The following is a 25,726-nucleotide window of genomic DNA, read 5'->3' as shown; positions in this document are numbered from 1 at the left end:
TTATCAGTCCAGATTGACGTTACGGCAGCCAAAGAGCGTGGTGAAAATAAACCCACAAACCCATGCCACCAGAATCCCACCTGCATAAACCGCCATTGCCGGAAGGATGCCTTGCGCGGATGTCATCAGCGGCAGCGCCACCAGGCCAGACGGCCCAAAGGCGCTGTTTAAGCCCATCGGCAGGCCCCACCAGGCTATCAGACCGATAAACAAACCGCCCGCCGCGCCACCTAAACAGGCGGTAACAAACGGTTTCATGCGGGGTAGGGTGACGCCGTAAATTAACGGTTCGCCAACGCCCAGCAGACCGGGAATAATTGCCCCGCGGACCTGACTGCGTAATGCACTGTGCGGTTGTGCCCGCCAGTAGAGCGCCAGCGCCGCACCCACCTGGCCCGCGCCTGCCATTGAAAGGATGGGGAACAGGCTGTTGAATCCCTGGCTGTCCATTAAGGCCAGGTAAACAGGAATAAAGCCCTGATGTACGCCAAACACCACGGCGATCAGGAATAGCCCTGCTAAAACTGCACAACCGAGCGGATTACTGTTCAGGTGCATAAACAGCCACGACATGCCTTCGAATAACCAGCCACCCAGCGGCATAATGATCAAATACGCCAGTGTGGCGGTGATCAGCAGAGTGATTAACGAGGTCAACAGCATGTCGAGATCGTCTGGCATAAAGCGGCGCACCATGCCTTCGATGCGGGCGCAGGCCCAGGCGGCAATCAACACGCCGATAATATTGCCACGCGGATCGATGGGCAGACCGAAGAAATCGTGAAAACCGGCGTAGTAACCGGTGGTGGCAGCAGGGTTATAACCGAGCAAAAAGAGCGCGGCGATAATTGCGCCATTGACGCCCGTGCCGCCAAATGCCTGGGCAGCGTTATAGCCCACCAGAATCACCAGGAAAGTGAACAAACCTTTGCTGAACACCTTCATAAAATTCAGCGCATCGGGTAGCGTTCCCTGAGCATCTGCCGGAACGTGCATCACGGTGGCAATTAACGTCGCTATCCCCAGCAACAGACCCGCAGCAATAAAACCGGGGATCAGCGGCGTGAAGATAGTGGCGAATTTGGCAAGAAACTGTTGCACTCCGGAGGTTTGTTTGGCTTTTAACTGGCGTTTATTCTGAGCGGCGATTTCTGCGGCATCCTGTACCGGGGCTTCGCCCAGCAGTTCGCTCATCGCTTTGGCGGCACGATGCGCTTTACCTGGTCCAAAAACGACCTGTACCTGATCGCTGGTCAAAATGACGCCCTTCACGCCTTCCAGCGTTTTGATATTGGGATCAACCAGTGAACTGTCATGTACACCCAGACGCAGGCGCGTCATACAGTTACCACAACTGGCGATATTCCCCGGTCCGCCGACACGGGTAAGGATGGTGTTCAGAAGTTCACTGCTGATCTCTTTGGCCATGGGTTATTCCTTGTCTAAAACCTGACGAATAAAGCCGCCGTGTTGATCCAGGCGTTTTTTTGCTTCTGCGGCATCGAGATTTTTCAGCACCATCACAATGGCCGTTTTACAGTTGCGCTCGCAAGCAATTAACGCCGCTTCCGCTTGTTCGGCGTTACATCCGGTGGCGTTTTTAACGATATTGACCTGGCGCACATGCAATTTTTCGTTGGTGGCGACCACATCGACCATCAGGTTGCCGAACACTTTGCCGGATTTAATCATCAGCCCGGTAGAGAGCATATTGAGCACCAGTTTCTGCGCTGTTCCTGCTTTCATTCGCGAAGAACCGGTAACCACTTCGGCACCAACCACCGGAGTAATAGCAAACTCAGCGGTGGTTGAAACGGCGCTCCCCGGATTACAGGAAATGCCCACTGTGCGGCAACCGAGTTGGCGTGCGTATTCCAGCCCGGCAATCACATACGGTGTGCGACCGCTGGCAGCAATACCAACCACCACATCCTGTGCGGTTAAGCCGATATTTTTTAGATCGTTAACACCACCTTCCCGGCTATCTTCTGCGCCTTCCACCGCGTGCTGAATGGCATATTCACCGCCAGCAATCAAACCAACCACCAGGTCCGGTTTGACGCCGTAGGTCGGCGGACATTCGCTGGCATCAAGAATACCCAGACGACCGGAAGTCCCCGCACCGATGTAAATCAGTCGACCGCCGCCGCTTACCTGGGCGTGGATAACATCGATCGCTGCGGCGATATCCGGCAGTACACGCTCAACGGCAAGTGGTACGGTTTTATCTTCATCGTTGATAATCCGGCACATTTCCAGCGTTGATACGCGGTCAATTTCAGCCGAAGCGGCGTTCGAGCCTTCGGTAATCATCTTTTCAAGTTGCATCGGTGGTGACCTTACTATTTACGATCAAATAATTGCAGATGGATGGAATCATATATCCCGAATTGACAGACTTAAAGGAATCATTGAGTCTACACTCGCAGAGTGTGAAGAGCGTCATAAGAACTTAAGCGGAATTTTTGCTGCCAGCCCAGGAGAGTGGAAGATGTTGTACCTGACGAAAATACGCAATGCAGAAAGTGAATTTACCGAGAACGAGAAAAAAATAGCTGACTTTCTGCAGGCTAAAGTGAGTGAGCTGAAATCCGTCTCTTCGCGCAAGATGGCGAAACAGCTCGGCATCAGCCAGTCGAGTATTGTGAAGTTTGCCCAGAAGCTCGGCGCGCAAGGATTTACTGAATTGCGTATGGCGTTAATTGGCGAATACAGTGCCAGCCGGGAGAAAACGAATGCCACGGCGCTGCACTTGCACAGTTCGATTACCAGTGACGATTCGCTGGAAGTGATTGCCCGCAAACTGAATCGCGAAAAAGAGCTGGCACTGGAGCAAACCTGCGCCTTACTCGATTACGCGCGGCTGCAAAAAATCATTGAGGTCATCAGTAAAGCGCCGTTTATCCAGATAACAGGCCTGGGCGGGTCGGCGCTGGTGGGGCGCGATCTTTCATTCAAACTGATGAAAATTGGTTATCGCGTGGCCTGTGAAGCCGACACGCACGTACAAGCTACCGTTTCCCAGGCGTTGAAAAAGGGTGATGTACAAATCGCTATCTCTTACAGCGGCAGTAAAAAAGAGATTTTGCTATGCGCCGAGGCAGCGCGAAAGCAGGGGGCAACGGTGATTGCCATTACTTCACTGACTGACTCTCCGCTGCGGCGGTTGGCACATTTCACCCTCGATACCGTTTCTGGTGAAACCGAATGGCGTAGCTCGTCGATGTCCACCCGCACGGCGCAAAATTCGGTTACCGATTTACTGTTTGTTGGGCTGGTACAACTTAATGATGTCGAGTCATTGAAAATGATTGAGCGCAGCAGTGAGCTAACACAACGCCTGAAATGATGCATAAAGCAGCGACTGGATTGAGATTTTCCTGAATTAGTGAGCTGATCCGCAGCAATATTTTGTTTATCCTGTATTTTCAGAGGGAATGGAGTGTAACGCTCTGTATTAACAAGGAGAGCATTAAAATGGGTAAACTCACGGGCAAGACAGCACTGATTACGGGCGCATTGCAGGGAATTGGCGAAGGAATTGCCAGAACTTTTGCGCGTCATGGCGCAAACCTAATCTTGCTGGATATCTCCCCTGAGATCGAAAAGCTGGCGGACGAACTGTGTGGTCGTGGTCATCGCTGTACGGCGGTTGTCGCCGATGTGCGTGACCCGGCATCGGTAGCCGCAGCTATCAAGCGCGCAAAGGAAAAAGAAGGGCGCATTGATATCCTGGTGAATAACGCAGGCGTTTGTCGTCTGGGCAGTTTCCTCGATATGAGCGATGAAGATCGCGATTTCCATATTGATATCAATATAAAAGGCGTATGGAACGTCACAAAGGCGGTGCTGCCGGAGATGATTGCCCGCAAAGATGGTCGCATTGTGATGATGTCTTCGGTCACTGGCGATATGGTGGCCGATCCGGGCGAAACGGCGTATGCCTTAACGAAAGCGGCGATTGTTGGCCTGACTAAATCGCTGGCGGTGGAGTACGCGCAGTCTGGTATTCGCGTTAACGCCATCTGCCCAGGATATGTTCGCACGCCAATGGCGGAAAGCATCGCGCGTCAGTCGAACCCGGAGGATCCGGAATCGGTGCTGACTGAAATGGCGAAAGCAATCCCGTTGCGTCGCCTCGCCGATCCGCTGGAAGTTGGCGAACTGGCGGCCTTCCTCGCATCCGATGAATCCAGCTATTTAACCGGTACACAGAATGTGATTGATGGCGGCAGCACACTGCCGGAGACGGTTAGCGTCGGCATCTGATTCACCTCTGTTTCCTCCCTGCATGTGTGGGGAGGATTTCGTCTTGAACTAAGTTCACCAGGCTATTTTATTTGTCATTTTGGCCCCGGGCAGTGCTCGAAATCCTCACGTACTATGTGTACGCTCCGGTTTCTCCGCGCTGTTCGTGTCCAAACTGACTGCAACAATTACGCCTGTTGAACCAAGTTCTTATTCCCTTTTCAACTTCCAAATCACCAAACGGTATATAAAACCGTTACTCCTTTCACGTCCGTTATAAATATGATGACTAATAGAAAGTCATTTAATTAATAAGGGTGCGCAATGGCCGTTAACTTACTGAAAAAGAACTCACTCGCGCTGGTCGCTTCTCTGCTGCTGGCGGGCCATGTACAGGCAACGGAACTGCTGAACAGTTCTTATGACGTCTCCCGCGAGCTCTTTGCCGCCCTGAATACCCCGTTTGAGCAGCAGTGGGCGAAAGATAACGGTGGCGACAAGCTAACGATTAAACAATCTCATGCCGGGTCATCAAAACAGGCGCTGGCGATTTTGCAGGGCTTAAAAGCAGACGTTGTCACTTATAACCAGGTGACCGACGTGCAGATCCTGCATGATAAAGGCAAGCTGATCCCGGCTGACTGGCAGTCGCGTCTGCCGAATAACAGCTCGCCATTTTACTCCACCATGGGCTTCCTGGTGCGTAAGGGCAACCCGAAGAATATCCACGACTGGAACGATCTGGTGCGCTCCGACGTGAAGCTGATTTTCCCGAACCCAAAAACCTCCGGTAACGCGCGTTACACCTATCTAGCCGCGTGGGGCGCAGCGGATAAAGCCGACGGTGGCGATAAAGCCAAAACCGAACAGTTTATGACCCAGTTCCTGAAAAACGTGGAAGTGTTCGATACCGGCGGTCGTGGCGCAACTACCACCTTTGCCGAGCGCGGGCTGGGCGATGTGCTGATTAGCTTCGAATCGGAAGTGAACAACATCCGCAAGCAGTATGAAGCGCAGGGCTTTGAAGTGGTGATTCCGAAAACCAACATTCTGGCGGAATTCCCGGTGGCGTGGGTCGATAAAAACGTGCAGGCCAACGGCACGGAAAAAGCGGCAAAAGCTTACCTGAACTGGCTCTACAGCCCACAGGCGCAAACGATCATTACCGATTATTACTACCGCGTGAATAACCCGGAAGTCATGGACAAACTGAAAGACAAATTCCCGCAGACCGAACTGTTTCGCGTGGAAGATAAATTTGGCTCCTGGCCGGAAGTGATGAAAACCCACTTCAACAGCGGCGGCGAGTTAGACAAGCTGTTAGCGGCGGGGCGTAACTAATGTTTGCAGTTTCTTCCAGACGCGTGCTGCCGGGCTTTACTTTAAGCCTCGGCACCAGTCTGCTGTTTGTGTGCCTGATTTTGCTGCTGCCGCTCTCCGCGCTGGTGATGCAACTGGCTCAGATGAGCTGGGCGCAGTACTGGGAGGTGATCACCAACCCGCAGGTGGTTGCGGCCTATAAAGTGACGCTGCTGTCGGCGTTTGTGGCATCGATTTTTAACGGCGTTTTCGGCCTGCTGATGGCGTGGATTTTAACCCGCTATCGCTTTCCGGGCCGCACGCTGCTTGATGCGCTGATGGATTTACCGTTTGCGCTACCAACGGCGGTAGCAGGTTTAACGCTGGCCTCGCTCTTTTCCGTGAACGGTTTTTACGGCGAGTGGCTGGCGAAGTTTGATATCAAAGTCACCTATACGTGGCTTGGTATCGCGGTGGCGATGGCCTTTACCAGCATTCCGTTTGTGGTGCGTACCGTGCAGCCGGTGCTGGAGGAGTTAGGCCCGGAATATGAAGAAGCGGCAGAAACGCTCGGTGCAACGCGCTGGCAGAGTTTCTGCAAAGTAGTGCTGCCGGAGCTTTCTCCGGCGCTGGTGGCGGGCGTGGCGCTGTCGTTTACCCGTAGTCTCGGTGAGTTTGGTGCGGTGATTTTTATCGCCGGGAACATCGCCTGGAAGACAGAAGTGACGTCGCTGATGATTTTTGTTCGCTTACAGGAGTTTGATTACCCGGCGGCGAGCGCAATTGCTTCGGTGATCCTCGCGGCATCACTGTTGCTGCTGTTCTCAATTAACACTCTGCAAAGTCGCTTTGGTCGGCGTGTGGTAGGTCATTAATGGCGGAAGTGACACAGTTGAAGCGTTATGACGCGCGCCCGATTAACTGGGGCAAATGGTTTCTGATTGGCACCGGAATGCTGGTTTCGGCGTTCATCCTGCTGGTGCCGATGATATACATTTTCGTGCAGGCATTCAGCAAAGGGCTGATGCCGGTTTTACAGAATCTGGCTGATCCGGACATGCTACATGCCATCTGGCTAACGGTGATGATTGCGCTGATTGCCGTCCCGGTAAACCTGGTGTTCGGGATTCTGCTGGCCTGGCTGGTGACGCGCTTTAACTTCCCCGGACGCCAGTTGCTGCTGACGCTGCTGGACATTCCGTTTGCTGTGTCGCCGGTGGTTGCCGGTCTGGTCTATCTGCTGTTCTACGGCTCTAATGGCCCGCTCGGCGGCTGGCTGGATGAACATAATCTGCAAATTATGTTCTCCTGGCCGGGAATGGTGCTGGTCACCATCTTCGTGACCTGTCCGTTTGTGGTGCGCGAGCTGGTGCCGGTGATGTTAAGCCAGGGCAGCCAGGAAGACGAAGCGGCGATTTTGCTTGGCGCGTCTGGCTGGCAGATGTTCCGCCGCGTCACGCTGCCGAACATCCGCTGGGCTCTGCTTTATGGCGTGGTGCTGACCAACGCCCGCGCGATTGGCGAGTTTGGCGCGGTGTCGGTGGTTTCCGGCTCGATTCGCGGTGAAACACTTTCGCTGCCGTTACAGATTGAATTGCTGGAGCAGGACTACAACACCGTCGGCTCCTTTACCGCCGCGGCGCTGTTGACGCTGATGGCGATTATCACCCTGTTTTTAAAGAGTATGTTGCAGTGGCGCCTGGAGAATCAGGAAAAACGCGCGCAACAGGAGGAACATCATGAGCATTGAGATTGCCAATATTAAGAAGTCGTTTGGTCGCACCCAGGTGCTGAACGATATCTCACTGGGTATTCCTTCTGGTCAGATGGTTGCGTTGCTGGGGCCGTCCGGTTCCGGGAAAACCACGCTGCTGCGGATTATCGCCGGGCTGGAGCATCAAACCAGCGGGCATATTCGTTTCCACGGCACCGACGTCAGCCGCCTGCATGCACGCGATCGTAAAGTCGGTTTCGTGTTTCAGCATTACGCGCTGTTCCGCCATATGACGGTGTTCGACAATATCGCCTTTGGCCTGACGGTGCTGCCGCGTCGCGAGCGCCCGAATGCCGCGGCGATCAAAGCGAAAGTGACAAAATTACTGGAAATGGTGCAGCTTGCCCATCTGGCGGATCGTTATCCGGCGCAGCTTTCCGGCGGTCAGAAACAGCGTGTGGCGCTGGCGCGCGCGCTGGCTGTCGAACCGCAAATTCTGCTGCTTGATGAACCGTTTGGCGCGCTGGATGCGCAGGTGCGTAAAGAGCTGCGTCGTTGGCTGCGTCAGTTGCATGAAGAGCTGAAATTCACCAGTGTGTTCGTGACCCATGACCAGGAAGAGGCGATGGAAGTCGCCAACCGCGTGGTGGTGATGAGCCAGGGCAATATCGAACAGGCTGATGAACCCGATCAGGTCTGGCGCGAACCGGCTACCCGTTTTGTGTTGGAGTTTATGGGCGAAGTAAACCGCTTGCAGGGAACGATTCGCGGCGGACAGTTCCACGTTGGCGCACATCGCTGGCCGCTGGGATATACCCCTGCGTACCAGGGGCCGGTGGATCTCTTCCTGCGCCCGTGGGAAGTGGATATCAGCCGCCGCACCAGCCTCGATTCGCCGCTGCCGGTGCAGGTGCTGGAAGCCAGCCCGAAAGGTCACTACACCCAATTAGTCGTGCAGCCGCTGGGGTGGTATGAAGATCCGCTCACCGTGGTAATGCGTGGTGATGATGCGCCGGTGCGCGGCGATCGTTTGTTCGTCGGGCTACAACATGCTCGACTGTATAACGGCGACGAGCGTATTGAAACCCGCGATGAGGAACTTGCTCTCGCGCAAAGCGCCTGATAGGTTGAGTGAATGTTAAACGCCCGGAGGCGCTTCCCGCGATCCGGGCTTTTTAATGGCAAGGTTTTGTAACCTGTAGGCCTGATAAGACGCGTAAACGTCGCATCAGGCAACACCACGTATGGACAGAGATCGTGAGTACATTAGAACAAACAATAGGCAATACGCCTCTGGTGAAATTACAACGAATGGGGCCGGATAACGGCAGTGAAGTGTGGTTAAAGCTGGAAGGCAATAATCCGGCCGGTTCGGTGAAAGATCGTGCGGCGCTTTCGATGATCGTCGAGGCGGAAAAGCGCGGGGAAATTAAACCGGGTGATGTGTTAATCGAAGCCACCAGTGGTAACACCGGGATTGCGCTGGCAATGATCGCTGCGCTAAAAGGCTATCGCATGAAATTGCTGATGCCCGATAACATGAGCCAGGAGCGTCGCGCGGCGATGCGTGCCTACGGTGCGGAGCTGATTCTGGTCACTAAAGAGCAGGGCATGGAAGGTGCGCGCGATCTGGCGCTGGAGATGGCGAATCGTGGCGAAGGCAAGCTGCTCGATCAGTTTAATAATCCCGATAATCCTTATGCGCATTACACCACCACCGGGCCGGAAATCTGGCAGCAAACCGGCGGTCGCATTACCCATTTTGTCTCCAGCATGGGGACGACCGGTACGATTACCGGCGTGTCGCGCTTTATGCGCGAGCAATCCAAACCGGTGACCATTGTTGGTCTGCAGCCGGAAGAGGGCAGCAGCATTCCCGGCATTCGTCGCTGGCCTGAGGAATATCTGCCAGGCATCTTCAACGCTTCGCTGGTGGATGAGGTGCTGGATATTCATCAGCGCGATGCGGAAAACACCATGCGCGAACTGGCAGTGCGGGAAGGGATTTTCTGCGGTGTAAGTTCCGGCGGCGCGGTTGCCGGAGCACTGCGGGTGGCAAAAGCCAACCCTGGTGCAGTGGTGGTAGCGATCATCTGCGATCGTGGCGATCGCTACCTTTCTACCGGGGTGTTTGGGGAAGAGCACTTTAGTCAGGGGGCGGGGATTTAAGATTATTGTGCAGGCACCGTTTTATCCGTCTGCGCAATTAACGCATGTAAAAAAGGTTGCGCGTTTTCATCGCTCTTACCGGGCATCTTCACGATATACGGCTTCCCGGTAATCGATGATGACGAAGCAACCTTATCAATAAATTGCTCAGCAGTATCAATGCGATTACGGGTATTGCCCAGCTTCAGACGCAAATGGGAAACCGCTTCATCGCAGGTATGTTCATCGCCGTTGCGCACAAATATCAAATCCTTTTTCTGTGCTAATCCCTCCAGCATGGCGTTGATGCGGGCTTCTTCGTGGGCGGTTAACTTCGCGTAAGCGGGGAGTGTCATTAGAAGCGTTATTAAAAGACAAATGATTTTCTTCACTGAATTACCTTATCCTTGTGTGGTGATAGCCGATTTGACTGCCAGAATCAGGTAAAGTTTCGGTTGGAATACGATGAGGATCATCGGCAAGGAGAAAAAATTAAATGAGTAGTTTGTTGTTGTTTAACGATAAGAGCAGGGCATTGCAGGCAGATATCGTCGCCGTTCAGTCGCAGGTAGTGTACGGCAGCGTAGGCAACAGCATTGCCGTGCCTGCTATTAAACAGAACGGCCTGAATGTCTTTGCCGTGCCGACCGTGTTGCTCAGCAATACGCCGCATTATGACACTTTCTACGGTGGTGCGATTCCGGACGAATGGTTTAGCGGTTATTTGCGTGCGCTTCAGGAGCGTGATGCGCTGCGCCAGCTGCGCGCTGTCACCACGGGCTATATGGGAACGGCATCGCAAATCAAAATCCTTGCCGAGTGGCTGACTGCGCTACGCAAAGACCATCCTGACTTATTGATTATGGTCGATCCGGTGATTGGCGATATTGATAGCGGAATTTATGTCAAACCTGACCTTCCTGAGGCATACCGACAATATTTACTGCCTCTGGCGCAGGGTATTACGCCTAATATCTTTGAGCTGGAAATCCTGACAGGTAAAAATTGCCGCGATCTCGACAGCGCCATTGCTGCCGCAAAAAGTCTGCTTTCAGACACATTAAAGTGGGTGGTGATTACCAGTGCCTCCGGTAATGAAGAAAATCAGGAGATGCAGGTGGTGGTGGTCACCGCCGACAGCGTGAATGTCATTTCCCATTCACGGGTTAAAACTGACCTGAAAGGTACTGGCGACCTGTTTTGTGCTCAGCTTATCAGTGGCTTGTTGAAAGGTAAGGAATTAACTGACGCGGTACATAGCGCGGGATTACGCGTGCTGGAGGTGATGCGCTATACCCAGCAGTATGGTAGCGATGAATTGATTTTGCCGCCGCTGACTGAAGCATAAAAAAATGGCGCCGATGGGCGCCATTTTTCACTGCGGCAAGAATTACTTCTTGATGCGGATAACCGGGGTTTCACCCACAGTCACGCTACCGGACAGTTTGATCAGTTCTTTGATTTCGTCCATGTTGGAGATAACAACCGGAGTCAGGGTAGACTTGGCTTTCTCTTCCAGCAGCGGCAGATCGAATTCAATCACGGTATCACCAACTTTCACGCGCTGACCTTCTTCAGCAATACGCTTGAAGCCTTCGCCTTTCAGTTCAACGGTGTCGATACCGAAGTGGACGAACAGTTCAACGCCGCTATCAGATTCGATAGAGAACGCGTGGTTGGTCTCAAAGATTTTACCAATGGTGCCGTCTACAGGCGCGACCATTTTGTTTCCAGTTGGTTTGATAGCAATGCCATCACCAACGATTTTTTCCGCAAAAACGACATCCGGCACGTCTTCGATATTGACGATCTCGCCAGAGAGCGGAGCAATGATCTCAATAGTTCCGGTATCCTTCTTGTCGTCGGAAACCAGAGATTTCAGTTTATCGAACAAACCCATGATCTTCTCCTAAGCAGTAAATTGGGCCGCATCTCGTGGATTAGCAGATTGTTTTTTCTTCAATGAACTTGTTAACCAGCGTCATTAACTCGTCCGTTGTCGGTTGAGCAAGAGCCTGCTCTGCTAACACCTTCGCATCTTCGAAGTTCGTGTTACGGATAATCTTCTTAATGCGCGGGATAGAAATGGCGCTCATAGAGAATTCGTCCAGACCCATCCCCAGCAACAGAAGTGTAGCACGTTCATCGCCAGCAAGCTCACCACACATGCCAGTCCATTTGCCTTCAGCATGAGAAGCATCAATAACTTGCTTGATCAAGTTCAGCACGGACGGTGACATTGGCTGGTAAAGGTGTGAAATCATATCATTACCACGGTCAACTGCCAGAGTGTACTGCGTTAAATCATTGGTGCCGATACTAAAGAAATCAACTTCTTTGGCTAAATGACGTGCAATTGTTGCGGCCGCTGGTGTTTCCACCATTACGCCGATTTCAATTGACTCGTCAAACGCTTTACCTTCGTCGCGCAGTTCCTGTTTGTAGATTTCGATCTCTTTGCGCAGTGCACGCACTTCTTCAACAGAGATGATCATCGGGAACATGATGCGCAATTTACCGAAAGCAGAGGCACGCAGGATAGCGCGGAGCTGATCGCGCAGGATCTCTTTACGATCCATCGCGATACGGATAGCGCGCCAGCCGAGGAACGGGTTCTCTTCTTTCGGGAAGTTCATGTATGGCAGCTCTTTGTCGCCGCCGATGTCCATGGTACGAACGATAACCGCTTGTGAGCCACACGCTTCAGCTACTGCTTTGTAAGCAGCAAACTGTTCTTCTTCAGTGGGCAGCGCGTCGCGGTCCATGAACAGGAACTCAGTACGATAAAGACCAACGCCTTCAGCGCCGTTACGCTCAGCACCTTCAACGTCACGAACCGTACCGATGTTAGCGCACACTTCTACCTGGTGACCGTCCAGCGTAATAGCTGGCAGATCTTTCAGTTTAGCAAGCTCTGCTTTTTCAGAAGCTACTTGCTCCTGAACAGCGCGCATTTTATCAATAACTTCGTTGGTTGGATTGACGTAAACCTGATTATTTACGGCATCCAGAATCAGATAGTCGTCATTTTTCACCTGAGAGGTGACGCTACCGGTACCCACGATAGCAGGCAGTTCCAGAGAACGCGCCATGATAGAGGTGTGGGAAGTACGGCCACCCGCGTCGGTGATGAAACCCAGCACCTTCTTCAGGTTCAGCTGTGCGGTTTCGGACGGCGTCAGGTCAGCGGCAACCAGAATGACTTCATCCTGAATGGCGCTCAGGTCGATAATCTTCAGGCCCAGGATGTTGCGCAGCAGGCGCTTACCGATATCACGTACGTCAGCCGCACGCTCTTTCAGGTATTCATCATCCAGCTCTTCCAGGGCAGAAGCCTGACCTTCGATAACTTCATGAGCAGCTGCGTCAGCTGTCATGTGCTTATCTTTAATCAGGGCTATGATTTCCTGCTCCAGCTCCTCATCTTCGAGCAGCATAATATGCCCTTCAAAGATGGCTTCTTTTTCTTCACCGAACGTTTCACCAGCTTTCGTTTTGATCGTTTCCAGCTGGGCTGATGCCTTGGCACGACCGCTCAGAAAACGTTCAACTTCCTGATCAACCTGGTCGGCAGAAATTTTTTTCCGGTCAATGACAATTTCGTCTTCTTTCAGAAGCAGAGCTTTACCGAAAGCGATACCCGGGGATGCTAAAATGCCTGAAATCATAACCCTACCTTACTTGTGACTGATTTTTAAAAGAACCCGGGAAATTACTCGAGTTCCGCCATCAGTTTAACCAGATGTTCAACCGCTTTCTGTTCGTCTTCGCCTTCTGCGGAGATAGTCACAACGGTACCTTGAGTCAGGCCCAGAGTCTGCAGTTTAAACAGGCTTTTCGCGCTGGCGCTTTTGCCGTTGGAAGTCACAGTAATTTCAGAAGTGAAGCCCTTAGCTTCTTTTACAAACTGGGCAGCAGGGCGGGTGTGCAGACCGTTCGGAGCGGTAATGGTAACTTCTTGCTGGAACATTGTATTTCCCCAACTTATAGGTTTAGTGTTGTGGAACTAAAGTCTAGCCTGGCGGTTCGACTTTAGCCTGTATTGTTAGCGCCAGTTTTTAACAGACGCGACGCACGAAGAGCGCAATACAGTCCTTTGCTGGCGGGTGTTGACCGCTGACGTTTCGTACGTCATTAAACATTATGCCGCTAAAGGAAGAATTGAACCAAATCATAAAATCGATTCAGCTATGGCTTTTCCTGTAACGATTAATTTCGCGCATCAAAATAATTAGTCTGGTTAAATACCAGTTCCGACAGGCTGAATCAATGCCAGGAGGGGCGAAAGTTTGAAGCAGGCCACAAAAAAGCACCTGAAAAGGTGCTTTTTTACGCATTTTTAACAAGCTGGCATTACTGTTGCAATTCTTTCTCAGTGAAGAGATCGGCAAACAATGCGGTGCTTAAATAACGCTCACCCGATGACGGTAGAATAACCACAATATTCTTGTTGGTAAAGCTTTCATCTTCTTGTAGTTTCAACGCTGCAGCAACAGCCGCTCCAGAAGAGATACCTGCAAGAATACCTTCCTCTTCCATCAGACGACGCGCGGTAGAAATAGCTTCTTCATTGGTGATGCCAATGACTTTATCGACCAGCTTGAGATCAAGGTTAGCCGGGATAAAACCAGCGCCAATCCCCTGAATTTTATGCGGGCCAGGTTTAATCTCTTCACCTGCCAGCGCCTGGGCGATAACCGGAGAATCGGTTGGCTCCACGGCGACAGAGATGAGATCAGTCTTGCCTTTGGTGCCTTTAATGTAGCGGCTGACGCCGGTCAGCGTACCGCCAGTCCCAACACCAGCAATAAATACATCAACCTGACCGTCGGTATCTTCCCAGATCTCCGGACCGGTGGTTTTTTCGTGAATTTCAGGGTTTGCCGGATTGCTGAATTGTTGCAGCAGTAGGTATTTCTCTGGATTGCTGGCGACAATTTCTTCTGCTTTTTGGATTGCGCCTTTCATGCCTTTAGCACCTTCGGTCAGCACCAGGTTTGCACCTAACGCTTTCAGCAGCTTGCGGCGTTCAATACTCATGGTTTCTGGCATGGTCAGGGTGAGTTTGTAACCGCGAGCGGCAGCCACATAGGCCAGTGCAATCCCGGTATTACCGCTGGTTGGTTCAACCAGTTCAACGCCTGGTTTCAGCACGCCGCGCTTTTCGGCATCCCAAATCATGTTGGCACCGATACGGCACTTAACGCTGAAGCTGGGGTTACGAGATTCCACCTTCGCCAGAATGCGTCCGTTACCGATGCGATTCAGGCGAACCAGCGGTGTGTGACCGATAGTCAGCGAGTTATCTTCAAAAATCTTACTCATGGCCTGTCCTTAACTGTATGAAATTGGGATACAACAGGTAGCATACCCGCTCAGAGAATATGCGGAAGTAAGGATTTAGCATATCTATATGCAGAAGGGAAATAATGACATGCAAGATGGAATAAGGGGCGGCATAAGCCCCCCCTGTTTCACACAAACGGTTTACAAAATAACCGGTAGATTGTTAACGCCACATCGCGTGTTTATCGCGATAGCAATCGACCCACATAGCTGTCGCGCCACAAACGGCAACGGGCATGATGAACAGGTTAAGCAGCGGGATCATCGTAAACAGGCTGGTTAAAGCACCAAACTGCATATTGGTGATTTTGCGTGTGCGCAGGGCGGTACGCATCTCTTTAAACGGCACTTTGTGGTTATCGAAGGGGTAATCGCAATACTGGATGGCTAACATCCAGGCACTAAACAGGAACCACAGTACCGGCGCGACGGTTTGCCCAATGCCAGGGATGAAGTAAAGAATTAGCAATACAATTGCGCGCGGCAGATACCAGGCAAATTTTTGCCATTCGCGTTTCATGATTCGCGGCACATCTTTCATGATACCGAAAATCCCGGTATCTAGCGGCGTAGCGCCAGTCAATCGCGCTTCCAACTGTTCTGCCAACAAGCCATTAAACGGAGCGGCAATCCAGTTAGCAATCGTGGAGAAAAAATAGCCAAAAACTAACAGCACGGAGATGACGGCCAGAGGCCACAACAGATAGCTCAGCCATTGTAGCCAGTCCGGAACGTAACTCATGAGAGTCGGGATCCAGACATCGAGTTGCGTAAAGAGCCACCAGAATGCGCCCCCCATCAACAAAATATTGACCAACAGCGGTAAAATAACAAAACGCCGAATCCCAGGTTGCGAGACGAGCTTCCAGCCTTGCGCAAAATAGTAAAAACCGCTGCGTGGGGCAGATGTGAATGATGAAACCATAATCAGGATGAGCTCCTTTTGACCAATCCCAGGAAAATTCTGCGTATTTTACCGGGTAATTGCGCAATGGACAGTTAGGATATGTTCGAAAAAACAGCAAAAAGCACGATTTCATCTATCTTTGTGCTGTGAAAGTTAATAGTGCACTTGCACTTGAGGTAATCGGCAAATACTCTTAGTGAGTAAATGTTTGCCGTGGTGGCAAGGTGTTAGAACAACAGAGAATATAATGATGCAGGATTTGCGTCTGATATTAATCATTGTTGGCGCGATCGCCATAATCGCTTTACTGGTACATGGTTTCTGGACCAGCCGTAAAGAACGATCTTCTATGTTCCGCGATCGGCCATTAAAACGAATGAAGTCAAAACGTGACGACGATTCTTATGACGAGGATGTCGAAGATGATGAGGGCGTTGGTGAGGTTCGTGTTCACCGCGTGAATCATGCCCCGGCTAACGCCCAGGAGCATGAGGCTGCTCGTCCGTCGCCGCAACACCAGTACCAACCGCCTTATGCGTCTGCGCAGCCGCGTCAACCGGTCCAGCAGCCGCCTGAAGCGCAGGTACCGCCGCAACATGCTCCGCGTCCAACGCAGCCGGTGCAGCAACCCGTGCAGCAGCCTGCCTATCAGCCTCAGCCTGAACAGCCGTTGCAGCAGCCAGTTTCGCCACAGGTCGCGTCAGCGCCGCAGCCAGTGCATTCAGCACCGCAACCGGCACAACAGGCTTTCCAGCCTGCAGAACCTGTAGCGGCACCACAGCCTGAGCCTGTAGCGGAACCGGCTCCAGTTATGGATAAACCGAAGCGCAAAGAAGCGGTGATTATCATGAACGTCGCGGCGCATCACGGTAGCGAGTTAAACGGTGAACTGCTTCTTAACAGCATTCAACAAGCGGGCTTCATTTTTGGCGATATGAACATTTACCATCGTCATCTTAGCCCGGATGGCAGCGGCCCGGCGTTATTCAGCCTGGCGAATATGGTGAAACCGGGAACCTTCGATCCTGAAATGAAGGATTTCACTACTCCGGGTGTCACTATCTTTATGCAGGTACCGTCTTACGGTGACGAGCTGCAGAACTTTAAGCTGATGCTGCAATCTGCGCAGCATATTGCCGATGAAGTGGGCGGTGTAGTGCTTGACGATCAGCGCCGTATGATGACTCCGCAGAAATTGCGCGAGTACCAGGACATCATCCGCGAAGTCAAAGACGCCAACGCCTGATACACTTAAGGCAAATTAACTCCTCTTCGAACCCCCGCTTGTCGGGGGTTTTTAGCATTGATGGTGCGATATGGAATCAATCGAACAACAACTGACAGAACTGCGAACGACGCTTCGCCATCATGAATATCTTTATCATGTGATGGATGCGCCGGAAATTCCCGACGCTGAATACGACAGGCTGATGCGCGAACTGCGCGAGCTGGAAGCCAAACATCCAGAGCTGATTACACCTGATTCACCTACCCAACGTGTAGGTGCTGCGCCGCTGGCGGCTTTCAGCCAGATCCGCCATGAAGTGCCCATGTTGTCGCTGGATAACGTCTTTGATGAAGAAAGCTTTCTTGCTTTCAACAAACGCGTACAGGATCGTCTGAAAAGCAACGAAAAAGTGACCTGGTGCTGTGAGCTGAAACTGGATGGTCTTGCCGTCAGCATTCTGTATGAAAATGGCGTTTTAGTCAGTGCAGCGACCCGTGGCGATGGCACTACCGGCGAAGACATTACATCAAACGTGCGTACTATTCGCGCCATTCCGCTGAAGCTTCACGGCGAGAATATCCCGGCGCGTCTGGAAGTTCGTGGTGAAGTGTTCCTGCCGCAGGCCGGCTTCGAAAAGATCAACGAAGATGCGCGACGCACAGGCGGGAAAGTGTTTGCTAACCCGCGTAATGCGGCTGCAGGTTCACTGCGTCAGCTTGATCCGCGTATTACAGCGAAGCGACCGCTCACTTTTTTCTGCTATGGCGTCGGTGTTCTGGAAGGTGGCGAGCTGCCGGATACTCATCTTGGCCGTTTACTGCAATTTAAAAAGTGGGGATTACCGGTCAGCGATCGGGTAACGCTTTGTGAATCGGCGGAAGAGGTGCTGGCGTTCTACCACAAAGTGGAAGAAGACCGCCCGACGCTGGGCTTTGATATCGACGGCGTGGTAATTAAGGTCAACTCACTGGCACAGCAGGAACAGCTTGGCTTTGTCGCGCGTGCCCCGCGCTGGGCAGTAGCGTTTAAATTTCCGGCGCAGGAACAGATGACCTTTGTGCGTGACGTCGAGTTTCAGGTTGGGCGTACTGGCGCGATTACGCCTGTTGCGCGTCTTGAACCAGTCCATGTTGCTGGTGTGCTGGTGAGTAACGCCACACTGCATAATGCTGACGAAATCGAACGTCTTGGTTTACGCATTGGCGATAAAGTGGTGATTCGCCGCGCTGGCGACGTGATCCCGCAGGTGGTTAACGTCGTGCTTTCTGAACGCCCGGAAGATACCCGTGAGGTTGTATTCCCGACGCATTGTCCGGTATGTGGTTCTGACGTCGAGCGTGTGGAAGGTGAAGCGGTTGCCCGCTGTACCGGTGGCCTGATTTGCGGTGCTCAGCGTAAAGAGTCGCTGAAACACTTTGTTTCCCGCCGTGCGATGGACGTTGACGGTATGGGCGACAAAATCATCGATCAACTGGTTGAAAAAGAATATGTCCATACCCCGGCGGATCTGTTCAAACTCACCGCAGGCAAACTGACCGGACTGGAGCGCATGGGGCCGAAATCGGCACAAAATGTGGTTAACGCGCTGGAAAAAGCGAAAGAAACCACCTTTGCCCGCTTCCTCTATGCACTTGGCATCCGTGAAGTCGGCGAGGCCACCGCAGCAGGTCTGGCGGCATATTTCGGCACGCTGGAAGCGCTGGAAGCCGCTTCGATTGAAGAGCTGCAAAAGGTGCCTGATGTTGGCATTGTCGTTGCCTCCCACGTTCACAACTTCTTTGCCGAAGAAAGCAACCGCAATGTCATCAGCGAGCTGTTGGCGGAAGGCGTTCACTGGCCTGCGCCGGTGGTGATTAACGCGGAAGAGATTGACAGCCCGTTTGCTGGTAAAACCGTGGTGCTTACGGGCAGCTTAAGCCAGATGTCGCGTGATGACGCTAAAGCTCGACTGGTCGAACTGGGCGCGAAAGTCGCGGGCAGCGTGTCGAAGAAAACCGATCTGGTGATAGCGGGTGAAGCTGCAGGATCTAAACTGGCGAAGGCGCAGGAACTGGGCATTGAAGTCATCGACGAAACGGAAATGCTGCGTTTGCTGGGTAGCTGAGATGGAAAAAGAGCAGCTGATTGAAATAGCCAATACGATAATGCCGTTTGGCAAATACAAAGGGCGTCGCTTAATCGACCTGCCGGAGGAGTATCTTCTGTGGTTTGCCCGCAAAGATGAGTTCCCGGCAGGGAAGCTCGGTGAGCTAATGCAAATCACGCTGCTGATTAAAACCGAGGGGCTGACGCAACTGGTCCAGCCCCTGAAACGCCCACTTTAAGCTTTATCGGCGCTGCTTTCCTGCTGCGCCTGTAACTGTTCGGTCTGGCGTTTGTATCGACGCGCCAGCACCGCACAGACCATCAATTGGATCTGATGGAAAATCATCAGAGGCAGCACCATCATACCGATCACCGATGTGGGGAACAGAATGTTTGCCATCGGGATGCCATTTGCCAGACTCTTTTTCGAACCACAAAAGACGATAGTAATTTCATCTGCCTTATTGAAGCCTAGTCGGCGTGCCATAAAGACGTTAACTACAATCACGATAGCCAGAAGAACGCAACTGACCACCACGATAAACAGCAATGATCCCCAGCCAACTTTGTGCCAGATACCGTTAACGACGGCTTCGCTGAATGCCGTATAAACCACCAACAGAATGGACGTCTGGTCAGTTTTCGCAATCCATTTTTTATTACGCGACACCCAGTCACCAATCCACGGCCGGGAAAGATGCCCCAACACAAATGGCAGCAGCAGTTGCAGCATTATCTTACCTACCTGCTCAAGGCTGCCCCCTGCACCGTGAACATTCATCACCAGGCCAACCAGCAACGGTGAAAGGAAAATCCCCAGTAGGCTGGATGCCGACGCAGAACAAACCGCCGCCGCGACGTTACCGCCCGCCATTGACGTGAAGGCGATTGCAGACTGCACGGTCGCGGGGAGAATGCACAAGTAGAGAAAACCGGAGTAGAGCATCGGGTCGACATTTACCGGTTTCCACCAGGCAAACAGCACGCCCAGAATCGGAAACAGCACGAAGGTGCTGCACATTACCCACAAATGCAGTCGCCAGTGACCACCGCCAGCAATAATCGCCTCACGCGACAACTTCGCGCCGTGCATAAAGAACAGCAGAGCAATCGCTGCAGTGGTCAGATTTTCAAAGAAGGGGACGAAATCGCCTCTGGCCGGAAAGAAAGAGGCCAGCAACACCACTGTGATCAGGGTTAAGGTGAAAGGATCGAGGATACGAAAAAGTTTCATATAGACTCCAGATGATCGATGGTTCTATTGTGCTTCTTCCAGTTTGAGAAATAAAATTGATTTATTGCATCCATTCATGAAGAAAACAGATGAATTATTCTTTAAAGCAATTAAAGGTTTTCGTCACAGTAGCGCAGGAGAAAAGTTTTAGTCGTGCAGGAGAGCGTATCGGCCTGAGCCAGTCGGCAGTGAGTCACAGTGTGAAGGAGCTGGAAAATCATACTGGTGTTCGCCTGCTGGACAGAACCACGCGTGAAGTGGTGCTTACAGATGCAGGGCAGCAGTTGGCTTTGCGTCTTGAGCGACTGCTGGATGAACTTAACAGCACGTTGCGTGATACCGGGCGTATGGGGCAACAACTGAGCGGAAAAGTTCGGGTCGCTGCCAGCCAGACCATTTCCGCGCATCTTATTCCGCAATGCATTGCTGAAAGCCATCGCCGCTATCCAGATATTCAGTTTGTCCTGCACGATCGTCCGCAGCAGTGGGTGATGGAAAGTATTCGCCAGGGAGATGTCGATTTTGGCATCGTCATCGATCCAGGCCCAGTGGGCGATCTGCAATGTGAAGCGATTCTTTCCGAGCCTTTCTTTCTGCTTTGCCATCGCGATAGCGCTTTGGCCGTGGAAGATTATGTACCCTGGCAGGCATTACAGGGAGCGAAATTGGTGTTGCAGGATTACGCGTCAGGCAGCCGACCGCTGATTGACGCAGCGCTGGCGCGCAATGGTATTCAGGCGAATATTGTGCAGGAGATTGGTCATCCGGCGACGCTGTTCCCGATGGTAGCCGCAGGCATCGGCATCAGTATTCTTCCCGCACTGGCGCTACCATTGCCTGAAGGTAGCCCACTGGTGGTAAAGCGCATTACGCCGGTGGTTGAACGCCAGTTGATGCTGGTGCGCAGGAAGAACCGTTCACTTTCCACCGCCGCTGAAGCGTTATGGGACGTAGTACGAGACCAGGGCAATGCGCTAATGGCTGGGCGGGAAGGGGATCCGTTGTATCAGATATAGAGTGAATTCATACTGCCGGGAGCTCCGGCAGTAATCAATCAGAAATTAAATTTGATGGAGTAGATTATCGCATCCTGGTAAAAATCTTCGCCCAGTTTGTCATCCGCATAACGATACTGAATCCCTGTGGTGATGTGTGAAGTTGCATTCCACCAAAGTGCGACGGCACCGTTCAGACCTTCTTTGCCGCCATTACCTGCCGCGTAGGTGGCATCACGATCAAACTCGTACTCGTTCCAGTTGGTGAGGGTGAATTTCTCACTGCCCAGCATAAAGCTGTAACCTGCAACCCAACCGGCGACATAACCGTTATCGCCGGTATAATAGGTTTGGTCTGTATAGCGTTTTGCAAAGAACGGTTTGAACCACCAACCGCTGCCGGTGAAATTGTAGCCGATCCCGTAAAGGAACATATCGTCATGGAAATTCACACGATTCGCAGAACCGTAGGTGCCATACGCATGCAAGTAGAGATTAAATCCGGTGTCACCCAGGTAAATACGGTTGGTATTTTTAAATGTATAACGCTGCTCGCTACCCTGTTTATCATGACGATCATTATAAAAGTTTTCCCAGTCGAAGAACCCGTACATTTCTCCCCAACTAAAGTTAGCGCCGCCTTCCAGTTCCAGATATCCAAAATCATCTTTGTGTGATTTGGTCGACGATTTCTCAGTGGTTCTGCTAGTCCAGTCAAGATAATGAATACCTATATCAGCAAAACCGCCTTTAAATTCTGCATGGGATACTGCTGGTATCGCCAATACAGAAGAGAGTGTCAGAGTAAAAAGATGTTTTTTCATAGCATAATTCCCTATGCCGATCGTTATTAGTTGATTGCTTAATAAAAAGGTTGATTAAAAGCGGCATATTGTTAATGCAAGGGAAAGGAGAGTACCAATACAGTTTTTTCAGCCTATTAATAGTGAAAAAATATAAATATATCGATATCGAATAACTATCGGATACATGAAAAAAGTGTATTGGTATGAGGTAGGGCAATCTCGTTATAAAAAGGCGTTAGATTCCACCCTACAAAAAAAGGATATATATGTATCAGGCTCAGTTTTCTCATAACCCACTGTATTGCGTAGATATTATCAAGACTTATAAACCTGATTTCACGCCACGAGTGGCCTTTATTTTAGGTTCCGGGCTGGGCGCTCTGGCCGATCAGATTGAGAACGCGGTCGCAATTTCCTACGAAAAGCTGCCTGGGTTCCCGGTAAGTACCGTACACGGTCATGCGGGTGAGCTGGTGCTGGGTTATCTCCAGGGGGTGCCAGTGGCGTGCATGAAAGGTCGCGGACATTTCTACGAAGGTCGTGGGATGACCATCATGACGGATGCAATCCGTACCTTTAAGTTGCTGGGCTGCGAGTTGCTGTTCTGCACCAATGCGGCTGGCTCACTGCGTCCTGAAGTGGGGGCCGGCAGTCTGGTCGCATTGAAAGATCACATCAACACCATGCCGGGAACGCCGATGGTGGGTCTTAATGATGAACGTTTTGGTGAGCGCTTCTTCTCGCTGGCGAATGCCTACGATGCGGAATACCGCGCACTGTTACAAAAAGTGGCGAAAGAAGAGGGGTTCCCTCTGACGGAGGGCGTGTTCGTCTCGTATCCGGGGCCGAATTTCGAGACTGCGGCGGAAATTCGCATGATGCAAATTATTGGTGGGGATGTTGTTGGTATGTCTGTGGTGCCTGAGGTTATTTCAGCTCGCCATTGCGAACTTAAAGTCGTTGCGGTCTCTGCGATTACCAACATGGCGGAAGGTCTGAGTGACGTGAAGCTTTCTCATGCCCAAACGCTGGCAGCAGCGGAACTCTCAAAGCAAAACTTTATTAATCTTATTTGCGGCTTTCTGCGCAAAATTGCCTGAGTAAAACAACAATAAACGGCCTCACTGAGTGAGGCCATATGATGCGACAAGGAAACGATTATGAGCATCGCTTTGCGCTTAAAGGTAATGTCCTTTTTGCAATATTTTATCTGGGGGAGCTGGCTGGTTACCCTCGGTTCTTACATGATTAATACCCTTCATTTCACCGGCGCTAATGTTGGCATGGTTTACAGTTCCAAAGGGATCGCCGCGATTATTATGCCTGGTATAATGGGGATCATCGCAGACAAATGGCTGCGTGCAGAACGTGCATACATGCTGTGTCACCTGGTGTGTGCGGGCGTACTTTTTTATGCGGCATCCGTAACTGATCCGGATATGATGTTTTGGGTGATGTTAGTCAATGCGATGGCGTTTATGCCGACTATTGCGTTATCGAACAGCGTCTCTTATTCCTGTCTTGCCCAGGCAGGGCTTGACCCGGTGACCGCTTTCCCGCCCATTCGCGTTTTTGGTACGGTGGGGTTCATTGTCGCCATGTGGGCAGTAAGCCTGCTGCATCTGGAATTGAGTAGTCTGCAACTGTATATCGCGTCCGGTGCGTCATTGCTGCTGTCGGCTTATGCGCTGACTTTGCCGAAGATTCCGGTTGCGGAGAAAAAAGCGACTACATCGCTTGCCAGCAAGCTGGGTCTGGATGCCTTCGTGCTGTTTAAAAATCCACGCATGGCTATCTTTTTCCTCTTCGCCATGATGCTGGGTGCGGTGCTGCAAATTACCAACGTTTTTGGCAACCCGTTCCTGCATGATTTCGCCCGTAATCCTGAGTTTGCTGATAGCTTCGTGGTGAAATATCCGTCCATTTTACTGTCAGTTTCACAGATGGCTGAAGTCGGTTTCATTCTGACGATACCGTTCTTTTTGAAGCGTTTCGGTATTAAAACCGTCATGCTGATGAGTATGGTGGCGTGGACGCTGCGCTTTGGCTTCTTTGCCTATGGCGATCCATCACCAACCGGGTTTATTTTGCTGTTGCTGTCGATGATTGTTTACGGTTGTGCATTCGATTTCTTCAATATTTCTGGTTCGGTCTTTGTCGAACAGGAAGTTGATTCCAGCATTCGTGCCAGCGCCCAGGGTCTTTTTATGACGATGGTAAATGGCGTCGGCGCATGGGTTGGCTCGATTCTGAGCGGTATGGCAGTGGATTACTTCTCGGTGGATGGCGTAAAAGATTGGCATACCATTTGGCTGATGTTTGCAGGGTATGCTCTTTTCCTCGCAGTGATATTTTTCTTTGGGTTTAAATATAACCATGACCCTGAAAAGATAACGCATCGTTCAGTTACACATTAAAAGGATTCGCAGCTCTGTTCCTTGGGGCTGCTTTTATGATAAAGGTTAATTAGTGAAAGATATTTTATTTTCTTCTGGCGTTGGTTTTGGCATTGGTGCTTTGTTTACAATCGTGCGATTACCTATTCCTGTTCCAAATGTATTGCCGGGTATATTATCCATCGTGTTTATGTATGTCGGATATCTGGTGGTGAAATACTTTATGCCATGATAATTTAATACGATGTATTTTTTATATGGAGCACTTAATTATGGAACGCGTATATAGAACAGATCTTAAGTTGCTCCGTTATTTTCTTGCCGTAGCGGAAGAGTTGCATTTTGGTCGCGCAGCAGCGCGTTTAAATATGTCTCAGCCTCCGCTCAGTATTCATATTAAAGAGCTGGAAAATCAACTCGGCACGCAGCTTTTTATTCGCCATTCGCGCAGCGTCGTACTGACACACGCGGGCAAAATCTTGATGGAAGAATCGCGTCGATTGCTGGTGAATGCAAATAATATATTGGCTCGGGTTGAACAAATAGGTCGGGGAGAAGCAGGGCGGATTGAACTCGGGGTTGTGGGAACGGCAATGTGGGGACGGATGCGCCCGGTTATGCGGCGATTCCTTAGAGAAAATCCTAACGTTGAAGTTCTGTTTCGCGAAAAGATGCCCGCGATGCAAATGGCCTTGCTGGAACGCCGCGAACTTGATGCCGGGATCTGGCGAATGGCGACAGAACCACCGACTGGTTTTACCAGCTTACGGTTGCATGAATCGGCGTTTCTGGTGGCGATGCCTGAAGAGCATCATCTCTCATCATTTTCCACCGTCCCGCTGGAAGCGCTACGTGACGAGTATTTCGTTACAATGCCGCCCGTGTACACTGACTGGGATTTTTTGCAGCGAGTTTGCCAGCAGGTGGGATTTTCACCGGTTGTTATTCGCGAAGTTAATGAACCGCAAACGGTACTCGCCATGGTCAGTATGGGTATTGGTATCACATTGATAGCGGACAGCTACGCGCAGATGAACTGGCCCGGTGTCATATTCCGTCCGCTCAAAGAACGCATCCCGGCAGACTTATATATTGTTTATGAAACGCAGCAGGTGACGCCCGCGCTGGTTAAACTGCTGGCGGCGTTGGCGCAGTAGATGAGAGGCACGGGAACTGCCGGACATAGTTGGTCTGATAAGCGAAGCGCATCAGGCAATTTCGCAAATTGCAGATAGCAAAAAAGCGCCTTTAGGGCGCTTTTTTACATTGGTGGGTCGTGCAGGATTCGAACCTGCGACCAATTGATTAAAAGTCAACTGC

At 51.4% G+C, this 25,726-nt stretch carries 26 protein-coding genes; 16 read left to right on the top strand and 10 right to left on the bottom strand.

What is annotated here, in order from left to right; all coding sequences use genetic code 11:
* Positions 1-3 precede the first annotated feature (3 nt).
* Both murP and murQ read right to left on the bottom strand, forming a co-directional pair.
* The gene (murP, locus tag HEN33_RS16695) at positions 4-1,428 is read right to left on the bottom strand and encodes a PTS N-acetylmuramic acid transporter subunit IIBC (protein ID WP_001040487.1); all 1,425 of its coding nucleotides are present in this window, start codon (positions 1,426-1,428) and stop codon (positions 4-6) included.
* 3 nt (positions 1,429-1,431) lie between these two features.
* Positions 1,432-2,328: an N-acetylmuramic acid 6-phosphate etherase gene (murQ, locus tag HEN33_RS16690; RefSeq protein WP_001175598.1), complete on the bottom strand. Its 897-nt coding sequence runs from the start codon at positions 2,326-2,328 to the stop codon at positions 1,432-1,434.
* A 163-nt stretch (positions 2,329-2,491) separates the two neighbouring features.
* On the opposite strand from murQ, the gene murR reads away from it, so the two are divergent.
* The 7 genes from murR to cysM all read left to right on the top strand — a co-directional run bounded on the left by murR (position 2,492) and on the right by cysM (position 9,430).
* Positions 2,492-3,349, top strand: a complete 858-nt coding sequence (gene murR / locus HEN33_RS16685) for an HTH-type transcriptional regulator MurR (RefSeq protein WP_032184830.1) — start codon at positions 2,492-2,494, stop codon at positions 3,347-3,349.
* A 128-nt stretch (positions 3,350-3,477) separates the two neighbouring features.
* On the top strand, positions 3,478-4,269 hold the full coding sequence (gene ucpA / locus HEN33_RS16680; RefSeq protein ID WP_000517442.1) for an SDR family oxidoreductase UcpA: 792 nt from the start codon (positions 3,478-3,480) through the stop codon (positions 4,267-4,269).
* Between the two features lie 303 nt (positions 4,270-4,572).
* Positions 4,573-5,589, top strand: a complete 1,017-nt coding sequence (gene cysP / locus HEN33_RS16675; RefSeq protein ID WP_000290253.1) for a thiosulfate/sulfate ABC transporter substrate-binding protein CysP — start codon at positions 4,573-4,575, stop codon at positions 5,587-5,589.
* Positions 5,589-6,422, top strand: a complete 834-nt coding sequence (gene cysT / locus HEN33_RS16670; protein WP_000458406.1) for a sulfate/thiosulfate ABC transporter permease CysT — start codon at positions 5,589-5,591, stop codon at positions 6,420-6,422. Before cysP ends, cysT begins: the two co-directional genes overlap by 1 nt.
* Positions 6,422-7,297, top strand: coding sequence for a sulfate/thiosulfate ABC transporter permease CysW (gene cysW, locus HEN33_RS16665; RefSeq protein WP_000852696.1), 876 nt, complete (start codon positions 6,422-6,424; stop codon positions 7,295-7,297). Before cysT ends, cysW begins: the two co-directional genes overlap by 1 nt.
* Entirely contained in the window at positions 7,287-8,384 is a 1,098-nt protein-coding gene (gene cysA / locus HEN33_RS16660) for a sulfate/thiosulfate ABC transporter ATP-binding protein CysA (protein ID WP_176262584.1), read from the top strand. The genes cysW and cysA overlap by 11 nt, the downstream gene beginning before the upstream one ends.
* 134 nt (positions 8,385-8,518) lie before the next feature.
* Positions 8,519-9,430 (top strand): cysteine synthase B, encoded by a 912-nt coding sequence (gene cysM / locus HEN33_RS16655; protein WP_000105473.1) that lies wholly within the window; start codon positions 8,519-8,521, stop codon positions 9,428-9,430.
* A gap of 2 nt (positions 9,431-9,432) precedes the next feature.
* On the opposite strand, the gene HEN33_RS16650 is transcribed toward cysM, so the two are convergent.
* A complete protein-coding gene (locus HEN33_RS16650; RefSeq protein ID WP_039020925.1) occupies positions 9,433-9,801 on the bottom strand; it encodes a YfeK family protein in 369 nt (122 codons plus the stop codon).
* Between the two features lie 104 nt (positions 9,802-9,905).
* Here HEN33_RS16650 and pdxK point away from each other — a divergent pair, with 104 nt between their 5' ends.
* Positions 9,906-10,757, top strand: a complete 852-nt coding sequence (gene pdxK / locus HEN33_RS16645; protein ID WP_000096671.1) for a pyridoxine/pyridoxal/pyridoxamine kinase — start codon at positions 9,906-9,908, stop codon at positions 10,755-10,757.
* Between the two features lie 42 nt (positions 10,758-10,799).
* Here pdxK and crr read toward each other — a convergent pair whose 3' ends face one another.
* The 5 genes from crr to cysZ form a co-directional block, all read right to left on the bottom strand.
* Positions 10,800-11,309 carry a PTS glucose transporter subunit IIA gene (crr, locus tag HEN33_RS16640; protein WP_000522247.1) on the bottom strand — a complete coding sequence of 170 codons (510 nt, stop codon included), beginning with the start codon at positions 11,307-11,309 and terminating at the stop codon, positions 10,800-10,802.
* A 40-nt stretch (positions 11,310-11,349) separates the two neighbouring features.
* Positions 11,350-13,077 carry a phosphoenolpyruvate-protein phosphotransferase PtsI gene (ptsI, locus tag HEN33_RS16635; RefSeq protein WP_000623136.1) on the bottom strand — a complete coding sequence of 576 codons (1,728 nt, stop codon included), beginning with the start codon at positions 13,075-13,077 and terminating at the stop codon, positions 11,350-11,352.
* Between the two features lie 44 nt (positions 13,078-13,121).
* Entirely contained in the window at positions 13,122-13,379 is a 258-nt protein-coding gene (gene ptsH / locus HEN33_RS16630; RefSeq protein WP_000487600.1) for a phosphocarrier protein Hpr, read from the bottom strand.
* A 383-nt stretch (positions 13,380-13,762) separates the two neighbouring features.
* A complete protein-coding gene (gene cysK, locus HEN33_RS16625) occupies positions 13,763-14,734 on the bottom strand; it encodes a cysteine synthase A (protein ID WP_000034402.1) in 972 nt (323 codons plus the stop codon).
* 184 nt (positions 14,735-14,918) lie between these two features.
* Positions 14,919-15,680, bottom strand: a complete 762-nt coding sequence (gene cysZ / locus HEN33_RS16620) for a sulfate transporter CysZ (protein ID WP_032264456.1) — start codon at positions 15,678-15,680, stop codon at positions 14,919-14,921.
* 229 nt (positions 15,681-15,909) lie between these two features.
* Between cysZ and zipA the strand changes: the two genes are divergently transcribed.
* The 3 genes from zipA (at position 15,910) to HEN33_RS16605 (ending at position 19,214) form a co-directional block, all read left to right on the top strand.
* Positions 15,910-16,908, top strand: coding sequence for a cell division protein ZipA (gene zipA, locus HEN33_RS16615; protein WP_001305210.1), 999 nt, complete (start codon positions 15,910-15,912; stop codon positions 16,906-16,908).
* A 70-nt stretch (positions 16,909-16,978) separates the two neighbouring features.
* Positions 16,979-18,994, top strand: coding sequence for an NAD-dependent DNA ligase LigA (ligA, locus tag HEN33_RS16610; RefSeq protein ID WP_000443657.1), 2,016 nt, complete (start codon positions 16,979-16,981; stop codon positions 18,992-18,994).
* 1 nt (position 18,995) lies between these two features.
* Entirely contained in the window at positions 18,996-19,214 is a 219-nt protein-coding gene (locus HEN33_RS16605; protein WP_000410201.1) for a DUF3820 family protein, read from the top strand.
* Here HEN33_RS16605 and HEN33_RS16600 read toward each other — a convergent pair.
* The gene (locus HEN33_RS16600; RefSeq protein ID WP_000765604.1) at positions 19,211-20,209 is read right to left on the bottom strand and encodes a bile acid:sodium symporter family protein; all 999 of its coding nucleotides are present in this window, start codon (positions 20,207-20,209) and stop codon (positions 19,211-19,213) included. The genes HEN33_RS16605 and HEN33_RS16600 overlap by 4 nt on opposite strands.
* Positions 20,210-20,298: 89 nt before the next feature.
* Between HEN33_RS16600 and HEN33_RS16595 the strand changes: the two genes are divergently transcribed.
* Positions 20,299-21,225 (top strand): LysR family transcriptional regulator, encoded by a 927-nt coding sequence (locus HEN33_RS16595; protein ID WP_001109794.1) that lies wholly within the window; start codon positions 20,299-20,301, stop codon positions 21,223-21,225.
* Between the two features lie 38 nt (positions 21,226-21,263).
* Here the strand turns inward: HEN33_RS16595 and HEN33_RS16590 are convergent, their stop codons facing one another.
* Complete coding sequence (locus tag HEN33_RS16590; protein WP_000716371.1) at positions 21,264-22,028, bottom strand: nucleoside-specific channel-forming Tsx family protein; 765 nt, start codon at positions 22,026-22,028, stop codon at positions 21,264-21,266.
* A 248-nt stretch (positions 22,029-22,276) separates the two neighbouring features.
* Here HEN33_RS16590 and xapA point away from each other — a divergent pair, with 248 nt between their 5' ends.
* Genes xapA through xapR form a run of 4 tightly spaced genes read left to right on the top strand, consistent with a single transcriptional unit; the run spans position 22,277 to position 25,563 of the window.
* Positions 22,277-23,110, top strand: a complete 834-nt coding sequence (gene xapA / locus HEN33_RS16585) for a xanthosine phosphorylase (protein WP_000283878.1) — start codon at positions 22,277-22,279, stop codon at positions 23,108-23,110.
* A 60-nt stretch (positions 23,111-23,170) separates the two neighbouring features.
* Positions 23,171-24,427 (top strand): xanthosine/proton symporter XapB, encoded by a 1,257-nt coding sequence (gene xapB / locus HEN33_RS16580; protein ID WP_000020390.1) that lies wholly within the window; start codon positions 23,171-23,173, stop codon positions 24,425-24,427.
* A 52-nt stretch (positions 24,428-24,479) separates the two neighbouring features.
* Positions 24,480-24,638, top strand: a complete 159-nt coding sequence (locus HEN33_RS16575; protein ID WP_000651752.1) for a DUF1427 family protein — start codon at positions 24,480-24,482, stop codon at positions 24,636-24,638.
* A gap of 40 nt (positions 24,639-24,678) precedes the next feature.
* On the top strand, positions 24,679-25,563 hold the full coding sequence (gene xapR, locus HEN33_RS16570) for a DNA-binding transcriptional regulator XapR (protein WP_000442947.1): 885 nt from the start codon (positions 24,679-24,681) through the stop codon (positions 25,561-25,563).
* Positions 25,564-25,726: the final 163 nt, after the last annotated feature.

The organism is Escherichia sp. 94.0001, from assembly GCF_013369155.2.
GTDB classification, from domain to species: Bacteria; Pseudomonadota; Gammaproteobacteria; order Enterobacterales; family Enterobacteriaceae; genus Escherichia; species Escherichia coli_F.
Note: the sequence above shows the minus strand (reverse complement) of the source record. Positions and strands in the feature narration are given on the sequence as shown.